This is a genomic window from Chromobacterium sp. Ag138 (assembly GCF_055181315.1).
In genome coordinates this window covers 3649760-3667787 of record NZ_JBUPWA010000001.1, presented here as the reverse complement: position 1 = coordinate 3667787, position 18028 = coordinate 3649760, and the positions used below count along the sequence as shown (strand labels likewise).

Sequence of the window (18028 nt, the reverse complement as noted above, 5' to 3'; positions counted from 1 at the left end):
TGGGATTCCATCCGCGATAAGCCATGATACCCCATGCTACAATGCATGGCCTTGATTACCGATTTGCTGCGCCCGTCCGGGCCCGACCGCCATGTCCGCTCCCCTGCTCAATCCGCCGCAACGCGCGGCCATCCATTATCTCGACGGCCCCTTGCTGGTGCTGGCGGGCGCCGGCTCGGGCAAGACCCGGGTGATCACCTACAAGATCGCCCACTTGGTGCGCGAGGGCGGGATACCCGCCCGCCACATCGCCGCCATCACCTTCACCAACAAGGCGGCGCGCGAGATGCTGGAGCGGGTCGGCAAGCTGATGAGCTCGGCCGAAATCCGCGGCATCACGGTGTCCACCTTCCACTCGCTGGGCATGCACATCCTGCGCCAGGAAGCGCCCCACCTGGGCTACAAGACCCAGTTCTCCATTCTGGACGCCTACGATGCCGGCAAGATCATCGCCGACATCCTCAACACCACGGCCAAGGACGAGATCCGCAAGGTGCAGAGCCAGATCTCGCTGTGGAAGAACGATCTGAAAACGCCGGACGACATGCTGCTGGCGGCGCAGGACCAATGGGAAAGCGTCTGCGCCAAGACCTATCTCGCTTATCAGGACACCCTCACCGCCTACCAGGCGATGGACTTCGACGACCTGATCCGGCTGCCGGTGCAGCTGTTCCGCGAGCACCCGGAAGTGCTGCTCAAATGGCAGGGCAAATTGCGCTACCTGCTGATAGACGAATACCAGGACACCAACACCTGCCAGTACCAGCTGGTGAAGCTGTTGACCGGCGTGCGCGGCCTGTTCACCGCGGTGGGCGACGACGACCAGTCCATTTACGCCTGGCGCGGCGCCAATATGGAAAACCTGCGCCTGCTGCAGCAGGACTTCCCGGCGCTGAAGGTCATCAAGCTGGAGCAAAACTACCGCTCCACCGCGCGCATCCTGCGCGCCGCCAACAGCGTGATCTCCAATAATCCCAAGCTGTTCGAAAAACAGCTGTGGAGCGAGCTGGGCCTGGGCGAGCCGATACACGTGGTCCAGTGCAAGGACGAGGAGCACGAAGCGGAAACCGTGGTGCAGAAACTGCTGGCCCACAAGTTCGAGTGCCGCACCGAGTTCAAGGACTACGCCATCCTCTACCGCGGCAACTACCAGGCGCGGATCTTCGAGCAGGCGCTGCGCAACCAGCGCATCCCCTACCAGATGGCCGGCGGCCAGAGCTTCTTCGACAAGCCGGAGATCAAGGACCTGCTCGCCTATATGCGGCTGATCACCAACTCGGACGACGACCCGGCCTTCATCCGCGCGCTGACCACGCCCAAGCGCGGCGTCGGCGCCGGCACGCTGGAAAAGCTGGGGGCCTGGGCCGGCCAGTACGGCAAGAGCCTGTTCGCCGCCGCCCACGACCCCGGCCTGCGCGTGCAAGTGCAGCAGGCGCAACTGGCGCCGCTGGAGCAATTCTGCGAATTCATCACCCAACTGCAGTACCGCGCCACCCGCGAGGAAGCCGGCAAGCTGTCGCTGGAGCTGCTGCAGGCGATAGGCTACGAAGCCTGGCTGTACGACAGCGAGGACAGCCCCAAGATCGCCGAGACCAAGTGGAAGAACATGCTGGAAATGGTGGCCTGGCTGGCGAAGAAGGGCGAGGCCGACGGCAAGAACCTGATCGAGCTGACCCAGACCATCGCGCTGATCACCATGCTGGAAGGCCGCGACGAGGGGGAAGTGGACGCGGTGAAGATGTCGACGCTGCACGCGTCCAAGGGCCTGGAATACCCGCACGTGTTCCTGGTTGGCTGCGAGGAAGGCATCCTGCCGCACAGCGAGTCGGTGGAAAACGGCATGGTGGAAGAAGAGCGGCGGCTGATGTACGTCGGCATCACCCGCGCCCAGCGCAGCCTGACGCTCAGCTACTGCGTCAAGCGCCGCCGCGCCGGCGAATGGCAGTTCATCGAACCATCGCGTTTCATCAGCGAAATCGACGGCGAAGACCTGCGCCATTTCGGCAAACCCGGCGCCGAGCCGCTGGTCAGCAAGAGCGAGGGCAAATCGCGGCTGGCCAATCTGAGCGCGATGCTGGCCGGCAAGGACAAATCGGGTGAAACGCCTACGGATTGAACAGGCAAGAAAAATGGCGCCGCGAGGCGCCATAAAGAAGAATGAGGAACATCTCTGGGTGAAGCGAGGCTGGGGAACCTCACCTGACTGAAGGGCTGGAAAGCCAATCGGTCAATCAGATGAACGCATGATGCCCGATATCGCCCAGCGTGCCACCTGTCCTTTTTAGCAAGTCATAAGCATTGACATTTCACAAAACCCAAAAGGCATTAAAAAAGCACCCAATGCCGATTGGGTGCTTTTTTTACATCAAGCTCTGCTTATTTTGAATTATTGACCATGTATTCGATAGCCGAGCGGAATTCCGCATCACTGCCGGTATAGCCGCCTTTGGGCGGCATCGCATTCAGCCCCTTGGTGGCGATCTTCACCACTTCGTCCATGCCCGGCTTCAGCCGCGCCGCCCAGGCTGCCTTGTCGCCGAACTTCGGCGCACCGGCAACGCCCGCGCCGTGGCAAGCCACGCACACGCTGTCGTAAATCTTCTTGCCCACCACGGCCGGATCGGCAGCCGCCGCAGCGCCCGCCGCGCCGCCCACTGGCGGCTCGGTGAACTTGGCGCCGCCGGCATTGCCCATATAGGCGACCGCGCGCTTCACTTCGTCATCGCTCAGATCGGTCGCGCCGCCCTTGGCCGGCATCGCATTGAAGCCGTGCAGCGCGTGGTCGACCAGCATATCCCAGCCCTTGGCGATGCGCGGCCCCCAGGCGCCGGCGTCGCCGAACTTGGGAGAGCCGGCCAGGCCGGTGGCGTGACAGGACATGCAGATGCCCTTGTAGACCTGCTCGCCGGTGCGCATGCCCGGCGGCGCGTCGCTGGCCTTGGACTCGCCGACCGGTTTCAGGCGGGCGGCCACGGCTTCCTTGGTCATCACCTCGGCATCCACGTTGAAACCACTGGTGGCCAGCTTGGCCAATAGCCAAATCGCCACGACAAGGAAGACAACGACGCTGACCAGAACCTTTACGATCTGGCCGGGGGCCATTCCGTTCTCATTACTCATCCCAAGCCTCGCCTGAAAAAATGACAATTAAAACTGGTTAATTATACGGTATGCAAGTTCACAAGGCAAAAAACCATACTCTGGACTCGGATTAGATGTTTGCTGTATGATGCATCCACTTGATCTCAAGTATCAGCGCACCCGTAGCTCAGTTGGATAGAGTGTCAGTTTCCGAAGCTGAAGGTCACAGGTTCGATCCCTGTCGGGTGCGCCAATCAAAACAAGTACTTGCCTCGCTGCCTGCTTTTCCCGATTCCCAGCATTAATATCTTTTTCGCTCATTTCTCATAAAACCCGCATTAATTACCTGGCTTCGCCGCTTTCGTCTTGCAGCCCCGCGCCTGTCGTTCTTTTCTGACGCGTCGCCCGCAACGCGATGGGTAAAACAACGCACGCCGTCCCGAAGGCATAAATTTACCACCCCGCTCCAATAAAAAACCCTCCGGCATGCCGAAGGGTTTGCGTGTTTGCATCATCAGGCCCAACTCAGCCCATCAGGGACAGGCTGGACTCCTCGTCGCCATCCTCCTCGCCGAGGAAACCACCACTTTGGTGCGCCCACAGCCGGGCATAGAGACCGCCCTGCGCCAGCAACTGCTGATGCGTGCCCTCCTCCACCACCTGGCCCTGGTCCAGCACGATCAGCCGGTCCATCGCCGCGATGGTGGACAAGCGGTGGGCGATGGCGACCACGGTCTTGCCTTCCATCAGCCGGTACAGGCTGCGCTGGATCGCCGCCTCCACTTCCGAATCCAGCGCGCTGGTCGCCTCGTCCAGCAGCAGGATGGGCGCGTCCTTCAGCATCACCCGCGCGATGGCGATCCGCTGCCGCTGGCCGCCGGACAGTTTGACGCCGCGTTCGCCGACATGCGCCTCGTAGCCGACGCGCCCCTTGGGATCGGTCAGCGAACGAATGAAATCGTCAGCCTCGGCCTTGCGCGCCGCTTCAATCATTTGTTCGTCATTGGCGTCCGGCCTGCCGTACAGCAGGTTGTCGCGCACCGAGCGGTGCAGCAAGGACGTGTCCTGGGTCACCATGCCCACCTGCGAGCGCAAGCTGTCCTGGGTCACCCCGGCGATGTCCTGGCCATCGATCAAGATGCGGCCGCCATCCAGGTCGTAGAAGCGCAGCAGCAGGTTGACGATGGTGGACTTGCCGGCGCCGGAACGGCCGACCAGGCCGATCTTCTCGCCCGGACGTATCGTCAGGTCCAGGCCGGAAATCACCTGCTTGGCGCCGCCATAGGAGAAATCGACATTATCGAAGCGGATCTCGCCGCGCGGCACTTCCAGCTTGGCCGCGTCCGGCTTGTCCACCACCGCCACCGTGCGCGACAGCGTGGTGATGCCGTCCTGCACCGTGCCGATGTTCTCGAACAGGCTGGACATCTCCCACATGATCCAGTGCGAAATGCCGTTCAGCCTCAGCGCCATCGCGGTGGATGCCGCCACCGCGCCGATGCTGACCTGGCCCTGGCTCCACAGCCACAGCGCGGAACCTGTGGTGATGCCGATCAGCAGCATGCTGGTCAGCTGGTTGACGACCTCGAAGCCGCTGACCAGCCGCATCTGGCGATAGGCGGTGGACAGGAACTCCTGCATCGCGCCCTTGGCGAAGCGCGCCTCGCGCTGGCCGTGCGAGAACAGCTTGACCGTGGCGATATTGGTATAAGCGTCGGTGATGCGGCCGGTCATCAGACTGCGCGCGTCGGCCTGCAGGCTGGCGGCCTTGCCCAGCTTGGGCACGAAGAACCACAGCGTCGCGACGTAAAGCGCCAGCCAGGCCAGGAAAGGCAGCAGCAGCATGATGTCGAAATGGCCGAGCACCGCGATCATGGTGACGAAGTAGATGACGACGAACACCAGGATGTCGGTGATGATCAGCACGGTGTCGCGGACCGCCAGCGCGGTTTGCATCACCTTGGCCGACACCCGGCCGGCGAACTCGTCCTGATAGAAGCTCAGGCTCTGTCCCAGCAGGTGGCGGTGGAAATTCCAGCGCAGCCGCATCGGAAAATTGGAAAACAGGCCCTGATACTTGCTCATCGCCTGCAGCGACACCAGCAGCACGCTGGCCAACAGAATGCCGGCCAGCAGCAGCAGGTGTCCGCTCTCGCGCTGCCACAGCTGGTTGGCCGGCACTTTGGCCAGCCAGTCCACCACCGAGCCCAGCATCGAGAACAACAGGGCCTCGAAGGCGCCGATCAACGCGGTGAGCAGGGTCATGCTCAGGATCAGGCCGCGCATGCCGCGGGTACAGAACCAGATAAAGGAGAAAAAGCCGCGCGGGGGCTGGGCGGCAGGCGTGTCCGGATAGGGGGATATCCGGCGTTCAAACCAGGAAAACATAAAGATCGCTCCATTCCCGACAACCAGGGCGGTCGCCGGACAGGGGGTTTAGTGGAGCGATGACGGTAGCCTATCTTCAGCAGGTCTGCAACGGGAAAGTTTGTCCGCAGTCATTTTCGCGCACGAAAATAGCCGAGACTGGCGGCATCCGGCAGTTTGCCTCAGTTCTGCGGCTCCAGCCGGATGTACACCTCCTCCAGCTTTTCTGACGTGCGCGTCTTCAGGTCCACTTTGTGAACCTCTGCCCTCAGCCTGCCCTTGTAGACATGCAGCATCAGTTCGGCGGCCTTGCGCGCCTGCTCCTGGGTGGGATGCAGGGGCCCGGTGTCATCGATGCCGAAATCCGGTGAAATCAGTTTCAACCGATACATTATTATTTTCTCGAAAAATGGCGCTGCCGGATATTTTTATACGGAATGCATTTCCAGCACTCGATTCTACATGAGTTTACCTGATAGAAAATCGATGCCGCGCCATGTAAGGAGAAATCCGATCTTGTTTACAATTCAATGCAAACATACTAACAAATGCGGATAATGCCGGAAAAACGCCTGGACAAACGAATGAGAAAATTGAATATGGGAAAACCGGCGAGAAAAAACCCGGCCACGCCGGGTTGTCGATAAGCGCGCGGCGTCCGCCGCAAGCCGGCGCTCAGGCCGGCACGGCCATTTCCTGGCCCTGCGCGTAGCGGACCCGGGAGAGCGCGTCGGCCATCTTCTGGTTGTGGCGCTCCCAGTAGCCATGCCGGCACAGGCAATCCATGCCGACCAGCGCCGCGTCTATCATGAAGCGCTCTTCCACCAGCAGCTGCTCCACCTCGGAGAACGGCAGCAGCAGATGCTCGGCCACCTCGCCATCCTGGCAAGCCGGCGACTCTCCCGGCGCCAGCCACAGATCGTAGGCGTACAGCCATTCGCGGTGCAGGCCCCGCGCCACCGGCCGCTGCGCCAGCAGCAGCGACGACGGCGCCAGGCCATCCACCCGTTCGCGCGCGATGCCGGCCTCTTCCCACGACTCGCGCTCCAGCGCCAGCGCCAGGGTTTCCCCGGCGGCGACGCCGCCGCCGACCAGGTTGTCCATCCGGTTCGGGTCCACCGCCTTGTGCGGGCTGCGCCGCCCCACCCACATCCGAACCTCGCCGTCGTCGAGCCGGCACAGGCCGTTGACATGCACCGCGCGGCTGGTCAGGCCCAGCGGACGAAAAGCCGCGCGCTCCAATTCGAAATAGGGGCTGCCGTCCTGGCGGAAAGCGGTGAAGTTCTCGTTGCGCCAGCCGTTGAGCCAGCCAGCTTGTTGCCAGCGCCGCGCGGCCTGGGCCAGCGCGTGGCTGATGCTGCGATAGCTGCCCTTCGCCATGCAACGCAGACCCTGGAAGGTTTCCTCGAACAACCGCGGTTCGTGCTGCAGCAGGCGCTCTTTCCACTGGGCGTTGACGCACCCCATTCTTTCGGTGCCGATGAACAGCGGCGTGAACTGCTGAGCATCGAAGCGGCTGACCTTGTCCAGATAGCCGAGTACGGCGTCCACCTGCATGACCACTCCCCCTGCGTTGTTCCGGGAAGGCTGCATATTAGGATGTCTGCCGACGCTTGACTATCCTTCGTCGCACAAAGCCGGAGACTGTTGCATTCCCGCGATTTCAACGCAGCCGGTCGCCGAGCCCGGAATCCCGCCGCGGCGCCAATTCCGCCCCGCGCAGCCAGACCTCGGCGTCCCCCACCGCGGCGAAACGGGAGCGGGCGCGGGTGATGGCGGTATACAACAGCGCGCGGTTCAGCAGCGCGCCGGCCTGCTGCGGCAACTGCAGCCACACCTCGTCGTACTCCGAGCCCTGGCTCTTGTGAACCGTCATCGCGAACACCGTGTCGTGCGCCGGCAGCCGCCCGGGCGCGAACTCGCGCCAGCCGCCGTCGGCCGATGGGAACAGCACCCTCAGGCCGGACGGCCGCTGCAAGGCGAAGCCGATGTCGCCGTTGAACAGGCCCAGCCCGTAATCGTTCTCGCCTATCATCACCGGCCGGCCCGGATACCAGTCGCGGCCTTCCTGCTTGACGCCGGCCGCTTCCAGCTCGCGCTCGATGCGGCGGTTGCAGTCGGCCACCTGGCGCCGCTCGGCAGCCAGCAGCATGAAAGCGGAAAACTCGCGCTGCGCCTCGTCCGCGCCAGCGCCGGCGGCGACCGCGTCCAGGTAGCCGCGCCGGCGAGCGAGCAGCGCCGCGTCGTCGGCCGCGTCCTGCCGCCAGACATCGGGCCGGCCGGCGTCGTCCAGCACTTGCAGCGAGGCCCGCCCCTCGCCGGCGTTGACCCGCCGCGCCAGCTCGCCGATGCCGGAATCCGCGCCGAAGCGGTGGCTGCGCGTCAGCAACGCCACGCAGTCGGTCAGCGCGCCGCCGGGCGCGGCGTCGCCCCGCAGGCTGGCGCCGGCCACCCGCTGCAGCCATTGCGAGGTTTCGTCGCGATAGGCGATGCGCCCGCACAGCTCGCCCAGCACCGCGCCGGCCTCCACCGACGACAGCTGGTCGCGGTCGCCCAGCAGGATCAGCCTGGCCTGCGACGGCAGCGCCGCCACCGTGCGCGCCATCAACGCCAGGTCTATCATCGACGCCTCGTCCACCACCAGCACGTCCAGCGGCAGCGGATTGCCGGCGTGGTGGCGCGGCGCCTCCACGCCGGGGCGCAGGCCGAGCAGCCGGTGCAGCGTCTCCGCCTGGGCCGGCAACTGGCGGCGCACCGCGTCATCCACGTCCAGCCGGTCGCGCGCCGCGCGCACCGATTCGGACAGCCGCGCCGCCGCCTTGCCGGTCGGCGCCGCCATCGCCATCACCAGCGGGCGCGGCGACATCGCCGCCAGCAGCGCCAGCAGCCGCACCACGGTGGTGGTCTTGCCGGTGCCGGGCCCGCCAGAAATCACCATCAGCCGCTGCCGCGCGGCCAACGCCGCCGCCAGCTTCTGCCGGTCCGGCTCGCCGTCGGCCGCGCCGGGAAACAGTCGCGCCAGCAAATCGGCCAACCGCGCCTCGTCCGGCGGGGGCAGCGGCTGGGCCAGCCGCGCCAGCCCCTCGGCCAGCCTGTCCTCGTCATGCCAGTGGCGGGCGAAATACAGCCGTCCGGCCTCGTCCAGGATCAGGGGCGCGTAATCGCCCGGCTGGCCGACCAGCGGGCTGCCGCGCAGCGCCGCCGCCTCGCCGCGATGGGCGAGCGGCAGGCAGACGTGGCCGGCCAGATTGGCGCTGCTCAATTCGCCTATCAGCGCCAGCACCCTGTCGTCGGCGCCGGGCGCCAGGCGTTGGAACAGCTTGACCAGTTGGCCGGGCAATAGCGGGATATCGGATTTCATCGATGGAACTTCCGGATGGACTGACGCCGCGCTCAACGGCGGGCGAACAGCGGCCGCAAGCGGCCTTGCTCTTGCAGTTGCTGGATGGCCTGGTTCAGGCCCGGCAGCAAGTCCCGGTAGCGCGGATGCAGCCGCAGCGCGACCGGCAGACTGCCCAGCGACTCGCCCGGCAGACAGCGGCCGCCTTCGTCGCGCCGGCCCCAGTATTGCGCGCGGCGGCGCTCCAGCACCACGGCCTGGACCCGGCCCTGGCGCAGCTTGTCCAGCATTTCGTCCTCGTTGGCCGACCCGTCGCGCAGCAGCTTGCGGCTGGCGAACGCGCTCTCCAGCGAAGGGAAGCGCTGGCCCAGCAGCGTGCCAATGGTGCCGCCCTTCAGCGAGGCCAGGGTGGCGGGCCGCTTGCCCTTGTCAGGCGGCAGGCACAACACGAACTCCGCGTCGGCGATGGGCTGGGTGTAGAAGCCGGCCACCGGGGACAAGGCGCGCCATGACGCGTTGACGCCGACTTCGACATCCAGCTTGCCTACCTGGAACAGCTGCTCCAGACGTTGCGAGGGGTAGTAATCGAGCTGGAAATGGACGCCGCTTTGCCGGGCGATCAAGGCCAGCGCGTCGCGGTAGGCCAGCGAGAGCCCATCGTCGGCGTTCGCGCGCAGCGATTCGCCGCTGTCGTTGGCCAGCCCGGCCCGAAGCGTGGGCTGGGCCAGCGCCGGCAGGCACAGCAACAGCATCAGTCCCCACCACAGCCTATTCACTCAGCCTGGCCTCCAGCGCGTCGCAGATGGTGGACAGTATCTTGATGCGCGCGAAATACTTGTTGTTGGCCTCCACCAGCGTCCACGGCACCTTGCTGGTGCTGGTGCGATCCACCATGTCGCTGACCGCCTGGCGGTAGAGGTCCCATTTGTCGCGGTTGCGCCAATCCTCGTCGGTGATCTTGAAACGCTTGAAGCCCGTTTCCTCCCGGCCCTTGAAGCGCGCCAGCTGCTCATCCTTGCTGATCGCCAGCCAGAACTTCAGCACGATAGCGCCGTTCTCGGTCAACTGGTGCTCGAAGTCGTTGATCTCGTAATAGGCGCGCATCCAGTCGGCCTCGGCGGCGAAGCCCTCCACCCTCTCCACCAGCACCCTGCCATACCAGCTGCGGTCGAAGATGGCGATGCCGCCCTTGCCCGGCAGATGCCGCCAGAAGCGCCACAGCCAGGGCTTGGCCTTTTCCTCCTGCGTCGGCGCGGCCACCGGCACCACCCGGTAGCGGCGGGCGTCCAGTGCCTGGGTGATGCGGCGTATGCTGCCTCCCTTACCGGCCGCGTCGTTGCCCTCGAACGCCAGCACCAGCGAGTGGTTGCCGAAGCGCGGATCGCGGGTCAGCTTGTTCAGCCTGCCCTGCAGCTGGTCCAGCTTTTTCTGGTAGCTGGCCTTGTCCAGCTTCTGGTCCAGCTCCAGCGTGTCCAGCACCAGCTTGTTGTCTATCGGCGCCAAGAGCGGCGGCGCCTCCACCCGGTCGGTGGACAACGCCGGCTGGCCGATGCGGCTGCGTATCGCCTCCAGTATGGTATTGGCCACCGTCAGGCTGCGGTAGTTGGCGTCCTCGCCGTCGATGACGATCCACGGCGCGTGCGCGGTATTGGTCAGCCTGAGCATGTGCTCGCCGTACTTGCGAATCTTGTCGTACCGCTCATAGTGCTCCCAGTCGGTCTTGGTCACGCGCCAGCTGGTGGCCGGGTCTTGCTCCAGCGTCTTCAGCCGCTGCTTCTGCTTGTCGCGGCTCAGATGGAACCAGAACTTCAACACCACCGCCCCGTCCAGCGTCAGCATGCGCTCGAAGCGCAGGATGTCGAAAATCTGCCGGTCGAAGGCGTCGCGGTCGCTGCGGCTGAACACCCGCTCGAACAGGGTGTCGGAATAATAGGAGCCGAAGAACATGCCGATGCGGCCGGTGGCGGGCAGCTCGTTCCAGTAGCGCCACATCCACGGCCGGGCGCGCGCCTCGTCGTTGGGCTTGTCGAAGGCGACGGTGTGAATCAGCCTAGGGTCCAGCCACTCGTTGATCAGATTCATCGTTTCGCCGCGGCCGGCGCCGTCGAAACCGTGGATCAGGATCAGCACCGGGAAATCGGCTTTTTCCTTCAAGTCGTACTGCACGTCCAGCAGCGCCTCGCGCAGCGCCGGCATCATCTTGCGGAAAGTGTCTTTGTCTATGCTGTGGCCGATTTCGGCGGATTCAAACATGTTTTACATCCTTGTCCACTTGCTTAGCTTAGTTGCCATCCCCGGTCGCCATCACTGCGTAGAACTACCAGGGCCTCTCTTGGTTCCGGATCCCGCCAGCAGCGCGTCCAGCGCGTCCAGCAGCGCCGCGGACGGCGCATCGGCCCACACGCCGCAGCCCGGCTCGCCCATGCCGCGCAGAAACAGGTAGCGCACGCCGCCGAAGCGGCCGTCCCAATCCGCGCCGCGCGCGGCGAAGTAGCGCCGCAGCGCCACCAGGTAAATCAGGTACTGCAGGTAATAATGCTCGCGCGCCACCGCGTGGACCAGACTGTCGTCGCGATAATCGTCGTAAGCGTCGCCCAGATGGTTGGACTTGTAGTCGATCAAATAGACGCGGCCGTCCGCCTCGCACACCAGGTCGACGAAGCCTTTCAAAAAACCCTGCACGCTGGCGAAATCCAGCGCGCCGGCGGCGCGCCGGAACGGTTCGGCCAGGCCGTGCTCCGGCTTTTGCAGCGCGGCGATCAGCGCCGCCACGTCCAGCCTCTTCACCGGCAGCGTGAATTCCAGCTCGATCAGCCGCTGGTGGTCGGCGACGCCGCGCAGCCGCGCGCCGGGGGCGATCTCGGCGTTCAGCGCGTCCAGGATCAGCTCGCAGCCGGCGTCCAGCCACTCCTCGCCGAAGCCGTGCCGCGCCAGCGCGCGCGCCACCGCCGCGCGGATGTCGTCCTCGTCCGCCCCGAAGCTGATGTTCTCGAAAATCTCGTGCAGGCAGACGCCGGCCTTGGCACCGCGCGGGAAGCTGAAGCGATCCCGGACCGGATCTTCCGGCTGAACCGCCGGCGCCGCCGCGCGGTCGTAGTCCGGCGCTTCGGCCAGATGGCTGCCGGCGTCATGGGTCAACGAGGTGAAGCTGGCGATCTTCCACGGCGTGTACAGCTTGCGCTCGAACGGCCGCGCGGCGTAGGCGCGGCCGGGATCGCGGCCGCCGGCCAGCGTCTGCCGCCCCTCGCCGGCCAGCCAGCGCGCCGCGTCGCCGCGCTGGTCGAGAAAGGCCCGCAGCTGCGCCTCCACGGTGCCGCCGTCCAGCTCCAGCGCCTCCAGCGCAGCCAGGTCGCGCGCGCCCGGCGCGTGCAGCAGCCAGGACAGCGCCGCGGTCTTCAGCTCCCGCACCCAGCCCCAGGCGATGTACTGCCGGTATTGGGCGCGGGTCAGCGCCACGTACAGCAGGCGCAGCTTCTCGGCCAGCATCTCGCTCCGCGCCGCCTGCCGGATGCCGTCGTCGGCGGCCGCCTCCGGCGCCAGCCACGGCTCGTCGCCGTCGTGATAGCTCCAGAAGCCGGCGCCGCGCCGCTCCAGCGCGCCGTTCCACAAGAAGGGGCAGAACACCACCGGGTACTGCAGGCCCTTGGAAGTGTGGACGGTGACGATCTTGACCAGCGCGGCGTCGCTCTCCAGCCGCAGCACCGCGTCCTCGCCGCGCGGCGGATCGGCGACGCGGGCGGCAAACCACGCCAGCAGCGGCGCCATGCCCTGGCGCCCCTCGCTCTCCTGCTGGATCAGCTCGGCCAGATGCCCCAGATTGGTCAGGCGCCGTTCGCCGTCCGGCAAGGGCAGCAGCCGCTCCGCCGCGCGCTCGCGGGCGAAATAATGCCGCCAGGCGGCCATGAAGCCGCGCTCGCGCCAGCGTTGGTGGTCGTCGGCGTTCTTCAGCAACTGCCGCTCCCAACGCGTCTCGTCTTCCAGCTCGGACTTGATCCGCGCGGCGTTGAGGCCGGCCAGCTCGGTGGCCAGCGCGCGCCGCAGCCGGCCCTCGTTGGCCGGCTCGGCCCAGGCGTGCAGCAGGGCCAGCATCTCGCCGGCCTCGCGGCTGGCGAACACGCTCTCCTGGGTCAGCGCCACGCTGGCCACGCTGCGCGCGCGCAGCTCGGTCCGCACCCGGTCGCCCTGGCTGTGGGTGGCCACCAGCACCGCGATGTCGCCGCCGGCCAGCGGCCGCCGCGACGCGCCCTTGACGATGGCGGCGCGGTCGTCTGCCGCCAGCGTCAGCAGCCGGGCGATCTCGTCGGCGCAGGCTTCCGCCGCGGCCTGCTCGGCCACTTCCTTGCTCAATTCTTTTTCGCCGGCCTGCATCCATTGCGCGTTGAACGGCGCGCGATCGTCGTCCACCTCCAGCCTGCCCCCGGACGAGGGGCTGGCCGCCACCGGCTGGTAGGCGATGCCGTCTAGCAGGAACGGCAGCTCGCGGCCGAACAGGGCGTTGACGGTGGCCACCAGCGGCTCGTCGGAGCGGCGGTTGGTGTCCAGCGTGTACTGCCGCTCGGCGTCGTGGCGGGCCGCCAGATAGGCGAAGATGTCGGCGCCGCGGAAGCTGTAGATCGCCTGCTTCGGATCGCCGACCAGGAACACCGGCCGCGCCTCCTCGACGAAGCAGCGGCGGAAGATCCGGTACTGGGTGGGGTCGGTGTCCTGGAATTCGTCGATCAGCGCCACGGAGAAGCTGTCCGCCACTTGCGCCGCCAGCAGCGGCCCGGTTTCCGGATGGTCCAGCGCCGCGCCCAGATCGGTCAGCAGATCGTCGAAGCTGCGGCTGCGCTCCACACCGCGCCGCCGCGCCAGCTCTTCGTTGGCCCAGGCGATCAGTTCCAGCTTCAGCCCGGCCAGCGAGTTGGCCACCTGGTCCATGTAGACGTCCCAGGCGGCGAGCCAGGCCTCCAGCCGCTCGAACAAGGGGTGGGCCGGCGCATCGCAGCCCTTCTTCATGCCCTTGGCCAGCGCCTCCGGCCGCAGCTTGTCCAGCAGCTTGCGGCTGTCGCTGTCCAGCTCGGGCAGCGCGTCGGGCTGCGCCAGCCAGCCACGCAGATTGTCGGCGGCGCGCGCCATGGTGTCGGGCCGGTAGATGTTGGCCTTGAAGCCGGGATGGGCGAGGAACAGCGCCAAGCCCTCTTCCGCCAGCGCCGGCTCGCCGGCCAGCGCCCGCCAGCGCTCGAAAACCAGGCGCTGGGCGGTCTCCAGCCTGACGGCGTCCGGCGCGCGCAGCTTGAGATAGGGTTTGGACAGATAGGGACGGATCTCGGCCAGCCACGCGTCCGGCGTCTCGCCGCGCTCCACCAGCACCTGGGCCAGCAGCGGCGCGGCGACGATGCGGCGGCGCCAGAAGTCGTCGACGATTTCGGCCAGCCGCGCGGCGTCGTCCTCGACCAGCTCGGCCTGGAAGGTCTGGCCGCTCTCGAAGGCGGCGTCGGTCAGCACCCGTTGGCAGAAGCCGTGGATGGTGTAGATGGCGGCAGCGTCGAAACCGTTGACCGCGGCGATCAGCCGCTGGCGGGCCACGTCGCGCGCCGGCCCCTCGGGAAAGCGCGCGGCCAGCGCCTGCAGGAAGTCGTCGCCGTCGGCCTTGCCGTCCAGCAGCGCCAGCATCTCGGCCAGCCGTCGGCGCAGCCGCTCGCGCAGCTCGGCGGTGGCGGCCTTGGTGTAGGTGACCACCAGGATCTGCTCGATGGCCGGCGGCGGCGCGCCGTCGCGCTCTTCCAGCAGCAGCCGGGCGAACAGCGCGGCGATGGTCCAGGTCTTGCCGGTGCCGGCCGAGGCCTCGATCAGGTTGACGCCCGCCAGCGGGCAGTTCAGCGCGTCCAGCGCCTGCGGCGCGTTCATGCCTCGCCTCCCTGCAGGCGCTCGGCCAGCGGCAGCAGCAGCGTCTCCGCCAACTGAGCGAACAAGGGGTCTTCCAGCGGCGACTGGTGGCGGAAGGCCAGCGCGATCGCCGGCTCGTCCTTCTGCGCGATGCCGTCGCCGGCGATGAAATTGGGCTCCCACTTCTGCCAGGCGGCGGCCAAAGCTTTTTCGCGGTTTTCGGGCGCTTTGGCCAGCGCCTCGGCGTAGGCCCAGCTGGTGCGGCCGAAGAACGGCAGCGGCTGGGCCTGGCCCTGCTTCCAGCGGACCAGCCACGGCGCCAGCAGGCCGGCGGCGTCGATCTCCTCGTTAAGCAGCGTGCTGCCGGCGTCGTCGTAGCAGGCGCTGTGCGGAACCACGCCCGCCGGCCGCGCCGCGCACAGGATCAGATGGCTCAGCCACAGCGCGACGCGCTGGGCGGCATTCAGCTTGCCGACGATGAAATCCAGCCGGCCCTCGGGCCGCAGGCCGTACAGCTCGCCCACCAGCGTGAAGCCGGCGATGTCCAGATGCACCGGCTGCGGCGGCAGCGTCTCCTCGCCCAGCGCGCGCGGCAAGCGGCCGGCCAGCCGGGCGCTGGCCCGGCCCTCCTCCTGCAGCCAGGCCTGGCCCAGCTCGCCGGTGGGCAGCAGGCCGGCGGCGGCCGCTCTTTGCCGCACCGGCGCCGACGGCTTGCGGTGCAGCATCGCCTCCACCAGCTGGCGGCGCAGCGCGTGGCTGGCGTCGCGCTCCATCGCGAACGGCTCCCGCGCCGGCTGCGCCTCGCCGCGGTAGGCGACGCGCAGTGCCAGCCGGTCGGCCAGCCAGGCCCGCGCCGGGTTCTGCCAGAAGCGGATGAAATCGTGCAGATTGACCACCGTCGCCGCCGTCTCGTCCGGCAGCGGCGCGACGAAGGGCTCGGGCTCGGCAGCCGGCGCGGCCAGCGCGGCGGCGAAAGCCGGCTCGAAGCTGGCCAGCCGCGCGTCGCCGCCGTCGAACGACTTGGGCGAGAACGGCTGCAGCGGGTGGCGCAGCGTCAGCCGCGCCGCCATGTCCTCGCCGCACATCGCCGACAGCGTGTCCAGCAGCTCCGACACCAGCGGCGACGGCGGCAGCGGCTCGCCGCTGCGCGCCGACTGGCCGACATAAGAGAGATACAGCCGGCCGCGGGCGGACAGGATCGCCTCCAGAAACAGGTAGCGGTCGTCGAAGCGGCGCGAACGGTCGCCGCGGCGCGGATTGCGCGCCACCAGGTCGAAGCTGACCGGCCGCTCGTCGCGCGGGTAGGCGCCGTCGTTCATGCCCACCAGGCATAGCGCCTGGAACGGTATCGAGCGCATCGGCACCATCGCGCAGAAGGTCACGCCGCCGGACAGGAAGCCCTGCGCCGACGACGAGGACAGCTTGCGCAGCAGCCAGTCGCGCGCCACCGCCAGCCCCACCGGCTGGCCGAAGCCGGCCAGGTCGGCGTCCTCGGCCAGCTCGGCGAAGGTTTCCCGCAACAGCTCCAGCGCCGCCTCGTCGTCGCCGTCGGCCAGGAACAGGCTGTCGCAGGCCAGGTGGAAGCGCTGCGCCCACTCTTGCGGCGAAGCCGGCGTCGACCATTCGCCGGCCAGCGCGTCCAGCGCGTCGTAGAAATCGGCGAAACGGGCCAGCGCCTCGCCCAACTGCCCCTGGGCGGCGGTGTGCGGCAGCAGGCCGGCGAACAGGCCGGCGTCGTCTCCGGCCAGCGCCGGCGGCAGCACGGTGCCCAACAGCAGGCGATCCAGCCCCCAGCGCCAGGTGTAGGCGGCTTCGGCCGGCAGGCCCAGCGACGCTTTGTGCGCGGCATCCCGCCCCCAGCGGATGCCGGCGCCGCGCACCCAGTCCTGGATGAAGGCGAGGTCGGCGTCGGCCAGGTCGAAGCGGGCCAGCAGCGCCGGGCAATCCAGCAGCGCCAGCACCTCGTCGGCGGCGAAGCGGGAATCGGCCAGCTTCAACACGGCAGCGAAGGTGGACAGCAGCGGCTGCTCGCGCTCGACGCGGCGGTCGGCGATGCTGTACGGGATGTTGGGCGCGTCGTCGCGGCGGCCGAACACCGCGTCGATGTACGGCGCGTAGGCGTTGATGTCCGGCGTCAGCACCGCCACGTCGGCCGGGCTGAGCCTGGGATCGGCGGCGAACATCGCCAGCAGCCGGTCCTTCAGCGCCTCCAGCTCGCGCATCGGGCCATGGCAGGCGTGCACTTCCACCGAGTCGTCGGCCGGGTTGAAAGGCCGCGGCAGCTGCGCCGGATCGTTGAGCTCCAGGATGTCGCGCTGCAGCCGGGCCAGCAGGCTGTCGCCCTTGGGCGCGGCGAACAGCGGCTTGGCGTCCAGCTCGGCGTCCTCGGCGATCAGCTCGAAAAAGTCCCGCCCCTGCTTGCCCAGCGACGACAGCAAGGGATGGCCCTGGGTGGCGAATAGGTCGCCGGCCTGCCTGAGCTTCAGCATCCGGCGCGCGTCGACGATGTCGCCCCAGTAAGCCTCGCACGGATTCAACGTGAACAGGCAGACGTCGGTCAGCTCGGCCAGCCGCTTGACCAGCGCCAGATACATCGGCGCCAGGCTGGCGATGCCGAACAGCGTCACCCGCGGCGGCAAGTGCTCGGGCTTCAGCTCGGCGAAGAACTGGTCCAGCATCCGCACCCGGTGGCGGCCCGGGTCGCTTTCGGCCAGTTGCCGCCACAACGCTGCCTGCCAGGCCTCGTCTTCGCCCAGGCCCAGCAGCTCGTCGGCCTCCCAGGCGCGGATCCAGTCCGGGCGGAACACCAGATACTGGTCGAAGATGTCGGCGATCTTGCCCGCCAGCTCGAAGGCCGCGGCCTCGCCGCCCTCCAGATAATGCAGCACCGGACCGAACGGCTCGCCTTCCAGCTTCGGCAGCAGCGCCAGCAAGCGCCAGACCAGCACCTCGGGCACGAAGGCCGACTTGCGCGGCAAGTCGGGCATCACCTGCTGCATCAGCCGCCAGGCGAAGGCTGCCGGCAGCGCGAAATCGATATTGGCGGCGATGCCGGCCTTGCGCGCCACGTCCAGGGTGATCCAGCGTCCCATGCCGCGGCTTTGCACGATCACGGTTTCCGCCGCGAACGGGTCGGCCAGCGGCATCGCCTGGGTCATGCCGCAGAACAGCTCGCCCAGTTGCTCGAGACGATTGGATTGATAGAGAAACAGCATGGAATGGAGTGCGCGCGCCTGGATGCGGATATGGCCGGATTGTAGCATCGCGCGGCGGCCGGCCGGGGAACCGGCGGCGATTGACGCCCATCAATGCCCGCCCCGCGCGGATGACATTCAATACGGCCATGATGATGACATTCCACATTCCCGCCCC

Annotated in this window: 10 protein-coding genes and 1 tRNA gene; 2 read left to right on the top strand and 9 right to left on the bottom strand. The window is 67.3% G+C overall.

Annotated features, from left to right (window positions below; translation table 11 throughout):
• Positions 1-91 precede the first annotated feature (91 nt).
• On the top strand, positions 92-2116 hold the full coding sequence (locus ACY3GB_RS17175; protein ID WP_463089803.1) for a UvrD-helicase domain-containing protein: 2025 nt from the start codon (positions 92-94) through the stop codon (positions 2114-2116).
• Positions 2117-2376: 260 nt separating this feature from the next.
• On the opposite strand, the gene ACY3GB_RS17170 is transcribed toward ACY3GB_RS17175, so the two are convergent.
• Complete coding sequence (locus tag ACY3GB_RS17170; RefSeq protein ID WP_463089802.1) at positions 2377-3120, bottom strand: c-type cytochrome; 744 nt, start codon at positions 3118-3120, stop codon at positions 2377-2379.
• A 137-nt stretch (positions 3121-3257) separates the two neighbouring features.
• Here ACY3GB_RS17170 and ACY3GB_RS17165 point away from each other — a divergent pair.
• A tRNA-Arg gene (locus ACY3GB_RS17165) sits at positions 3258-3334 on the top strand.
• A 272-nt stretch (positions 3335-3606) separates the two neighbouring features.
• Here ACY3GB_RS17165 and ACY3GB_RS17160 read toward each other — a convergent pair.
• From ACY3GB_RS17160 to recC, 8 genes are all read right to left on the bottom strand, one after another.
• Positions 3607-5469 (bottom strand): ABC transporter ATP-binding protein, encoded by a 1863-nt coding sequence (locus tag ACY3GB_RS17160; protein ID WP_463089801.1) that lies wholly within the window; start codon positions 5467-5469, stop codon positions 3607-3609.
• Between the two features lie 161 nt (positions 5470-5630).
• Positions 5631-5840, bottom strand: coding sequence for a hypothetical protein (locus ACY3GB_RS17155; RefSeq protein WP_463089800.1), 210 nt, complete (start codon positions 5838-5840; stop codon positions 5631-5633).
• Positions 5841-6123: 283 nt separating this feature from the next.
• Positions 6124-7005, bottom strand: a complete 882-nt coding sequence (locus ACY3GB_RS17150) for an NUDIX hydrolase (RefSeq protein ID WP_463089799.1) — start codon at positions 7003-7005, stop codon at positions 6124-6126.
• A 106-nt stretch (positions 7006-7111) separates the two neighbouring features.
• Positions 7112-8809 (bottom strand): exodeoxyribonuclease V subunit alpha, encoded by a 1698-nt coding sequence (recD, locus tag ACY3GB_RS17145; protein ID WP_463089798.1) that lies wholly within the window; start codon positions 8807-8809, stop codon positions 7112-7114.
• Positions 8810-8841: 32 nt separating this feature from the next.
• Positions 8842-9564 carry a substrate-binding periplasmic protein gene (locus ACY3GB_RS17140; protein WP_463089797.1) on the bottom strand — a complete coding sequence of 241 codons (723 nt, stop codon included), beginning with the start codon at positions 9562-9564 and terminating at the stop codon, positions 8842-8844.
• Positions 9557-11041 carry a polyphosphate:AMP phosphotransferase gene (pap, locus tag ACY3GB_RS17135; RefSeq protein ID WP_463089796.1) on the bottom strand — a complete coding sequence of 495 codons (1485 nt, stop codon included), beginning with the start codon at positions 11039-11041 and terminating at the stop codon, positions 9557-9559. Before pap ends, ACY3GB_RS17140 begins: the two co-directional genes overlap by 8 nt.
• Positions 11042-11092: 51 nt before the next feature.
• Positions 11093-14677: an exodeoxyribonuclease V subunit beta gene (gene recB, locus ACY3GB_RS17130; RefSeq protein ID WP_463089795.1), complete on the bottom strand. Its 3585-nt coding sequence runs from the start codon at positions 14675-14677 to the stop codon at positions 11093-11095.
• Entirely contained in the window at positions 14674-17871 is a 3198-nt protein-coding gene (gene recC / locus ACY3GB_RS17125; protein WP_463089794.1) for an exodeoxyribonuclease V subunit gamma, read from the bottom strand. The genes recB and recC overlap by 4 nt, the downstream gene beginning before the upstream one ends.
• Positions 17872-18028: the final 157 nt, after the last annotated feature.

Bases quoted from the DNA above. Each gene is read 5' to 3' on its own strand.
- recB (WP_463089795.1), bottom strand. From the start codon at position 14,677: ATGAACGCGCCGCAGGCGCTGGACGCGCTGAACTGCCCGCTGGCGGGC.
- pap (WP_463089796.1), bottom strand. From the start codon at position 11,041: ATGTTTGAATCCGCCGAAATCGGCCACAGCATAGACAAAGACACTTTC.
- ACY3GB_RS17175 (WP_463089803.1), top strand. From the start codon at position 92: ATGTCCGCTCCCCTGCTCAATCCGCCGCAACGCGCGGCCATCCATTAT.
- ACY3GB_RS17170 (WP_463089802.1), bottom strand. From the start codon at position 3,120: ATGAGTAATGAGAACGGAATGGCCCCCGGCCAGATCGTAAAGGTTCTG.
- recD (WP_463089798.1), bottom strand. From the start codon at position 8,809: ATGAAATCCGATATCCCGCTATTGCCCGGCCAACTGGTCAAGCTGTTC.
- ACY3GB_RS17155 (WP_463089800.1), bottom strand. From the start codon at position 5,840: ATGTATCGGTTGAAACTGATTTCACCGGATTTCGGCATCGATGACACC.
- recC (WP_463089794.1), bottom strand. From the start codon at position 17,871: ATGCTGTTTCTCTATCAATCCAATCGTCTCGAGCAACTGGGCGAGCTG.
- ACY3GB_RS17160 (WP_463089801.1), bottom strand. From the start codon at position 5,469: ATGTTTTCCTGGTTTGAACGCCGGATATCCCCCTATCCGGACACGCCT.
- ACY3GB_RS17150 (WP_463089799.1), bottom strand. From the start codon at position 7,005: ATGCAGGTGGACGCCGTACTCGGCTATCTGGACAAGGTCAGCCGCTTC.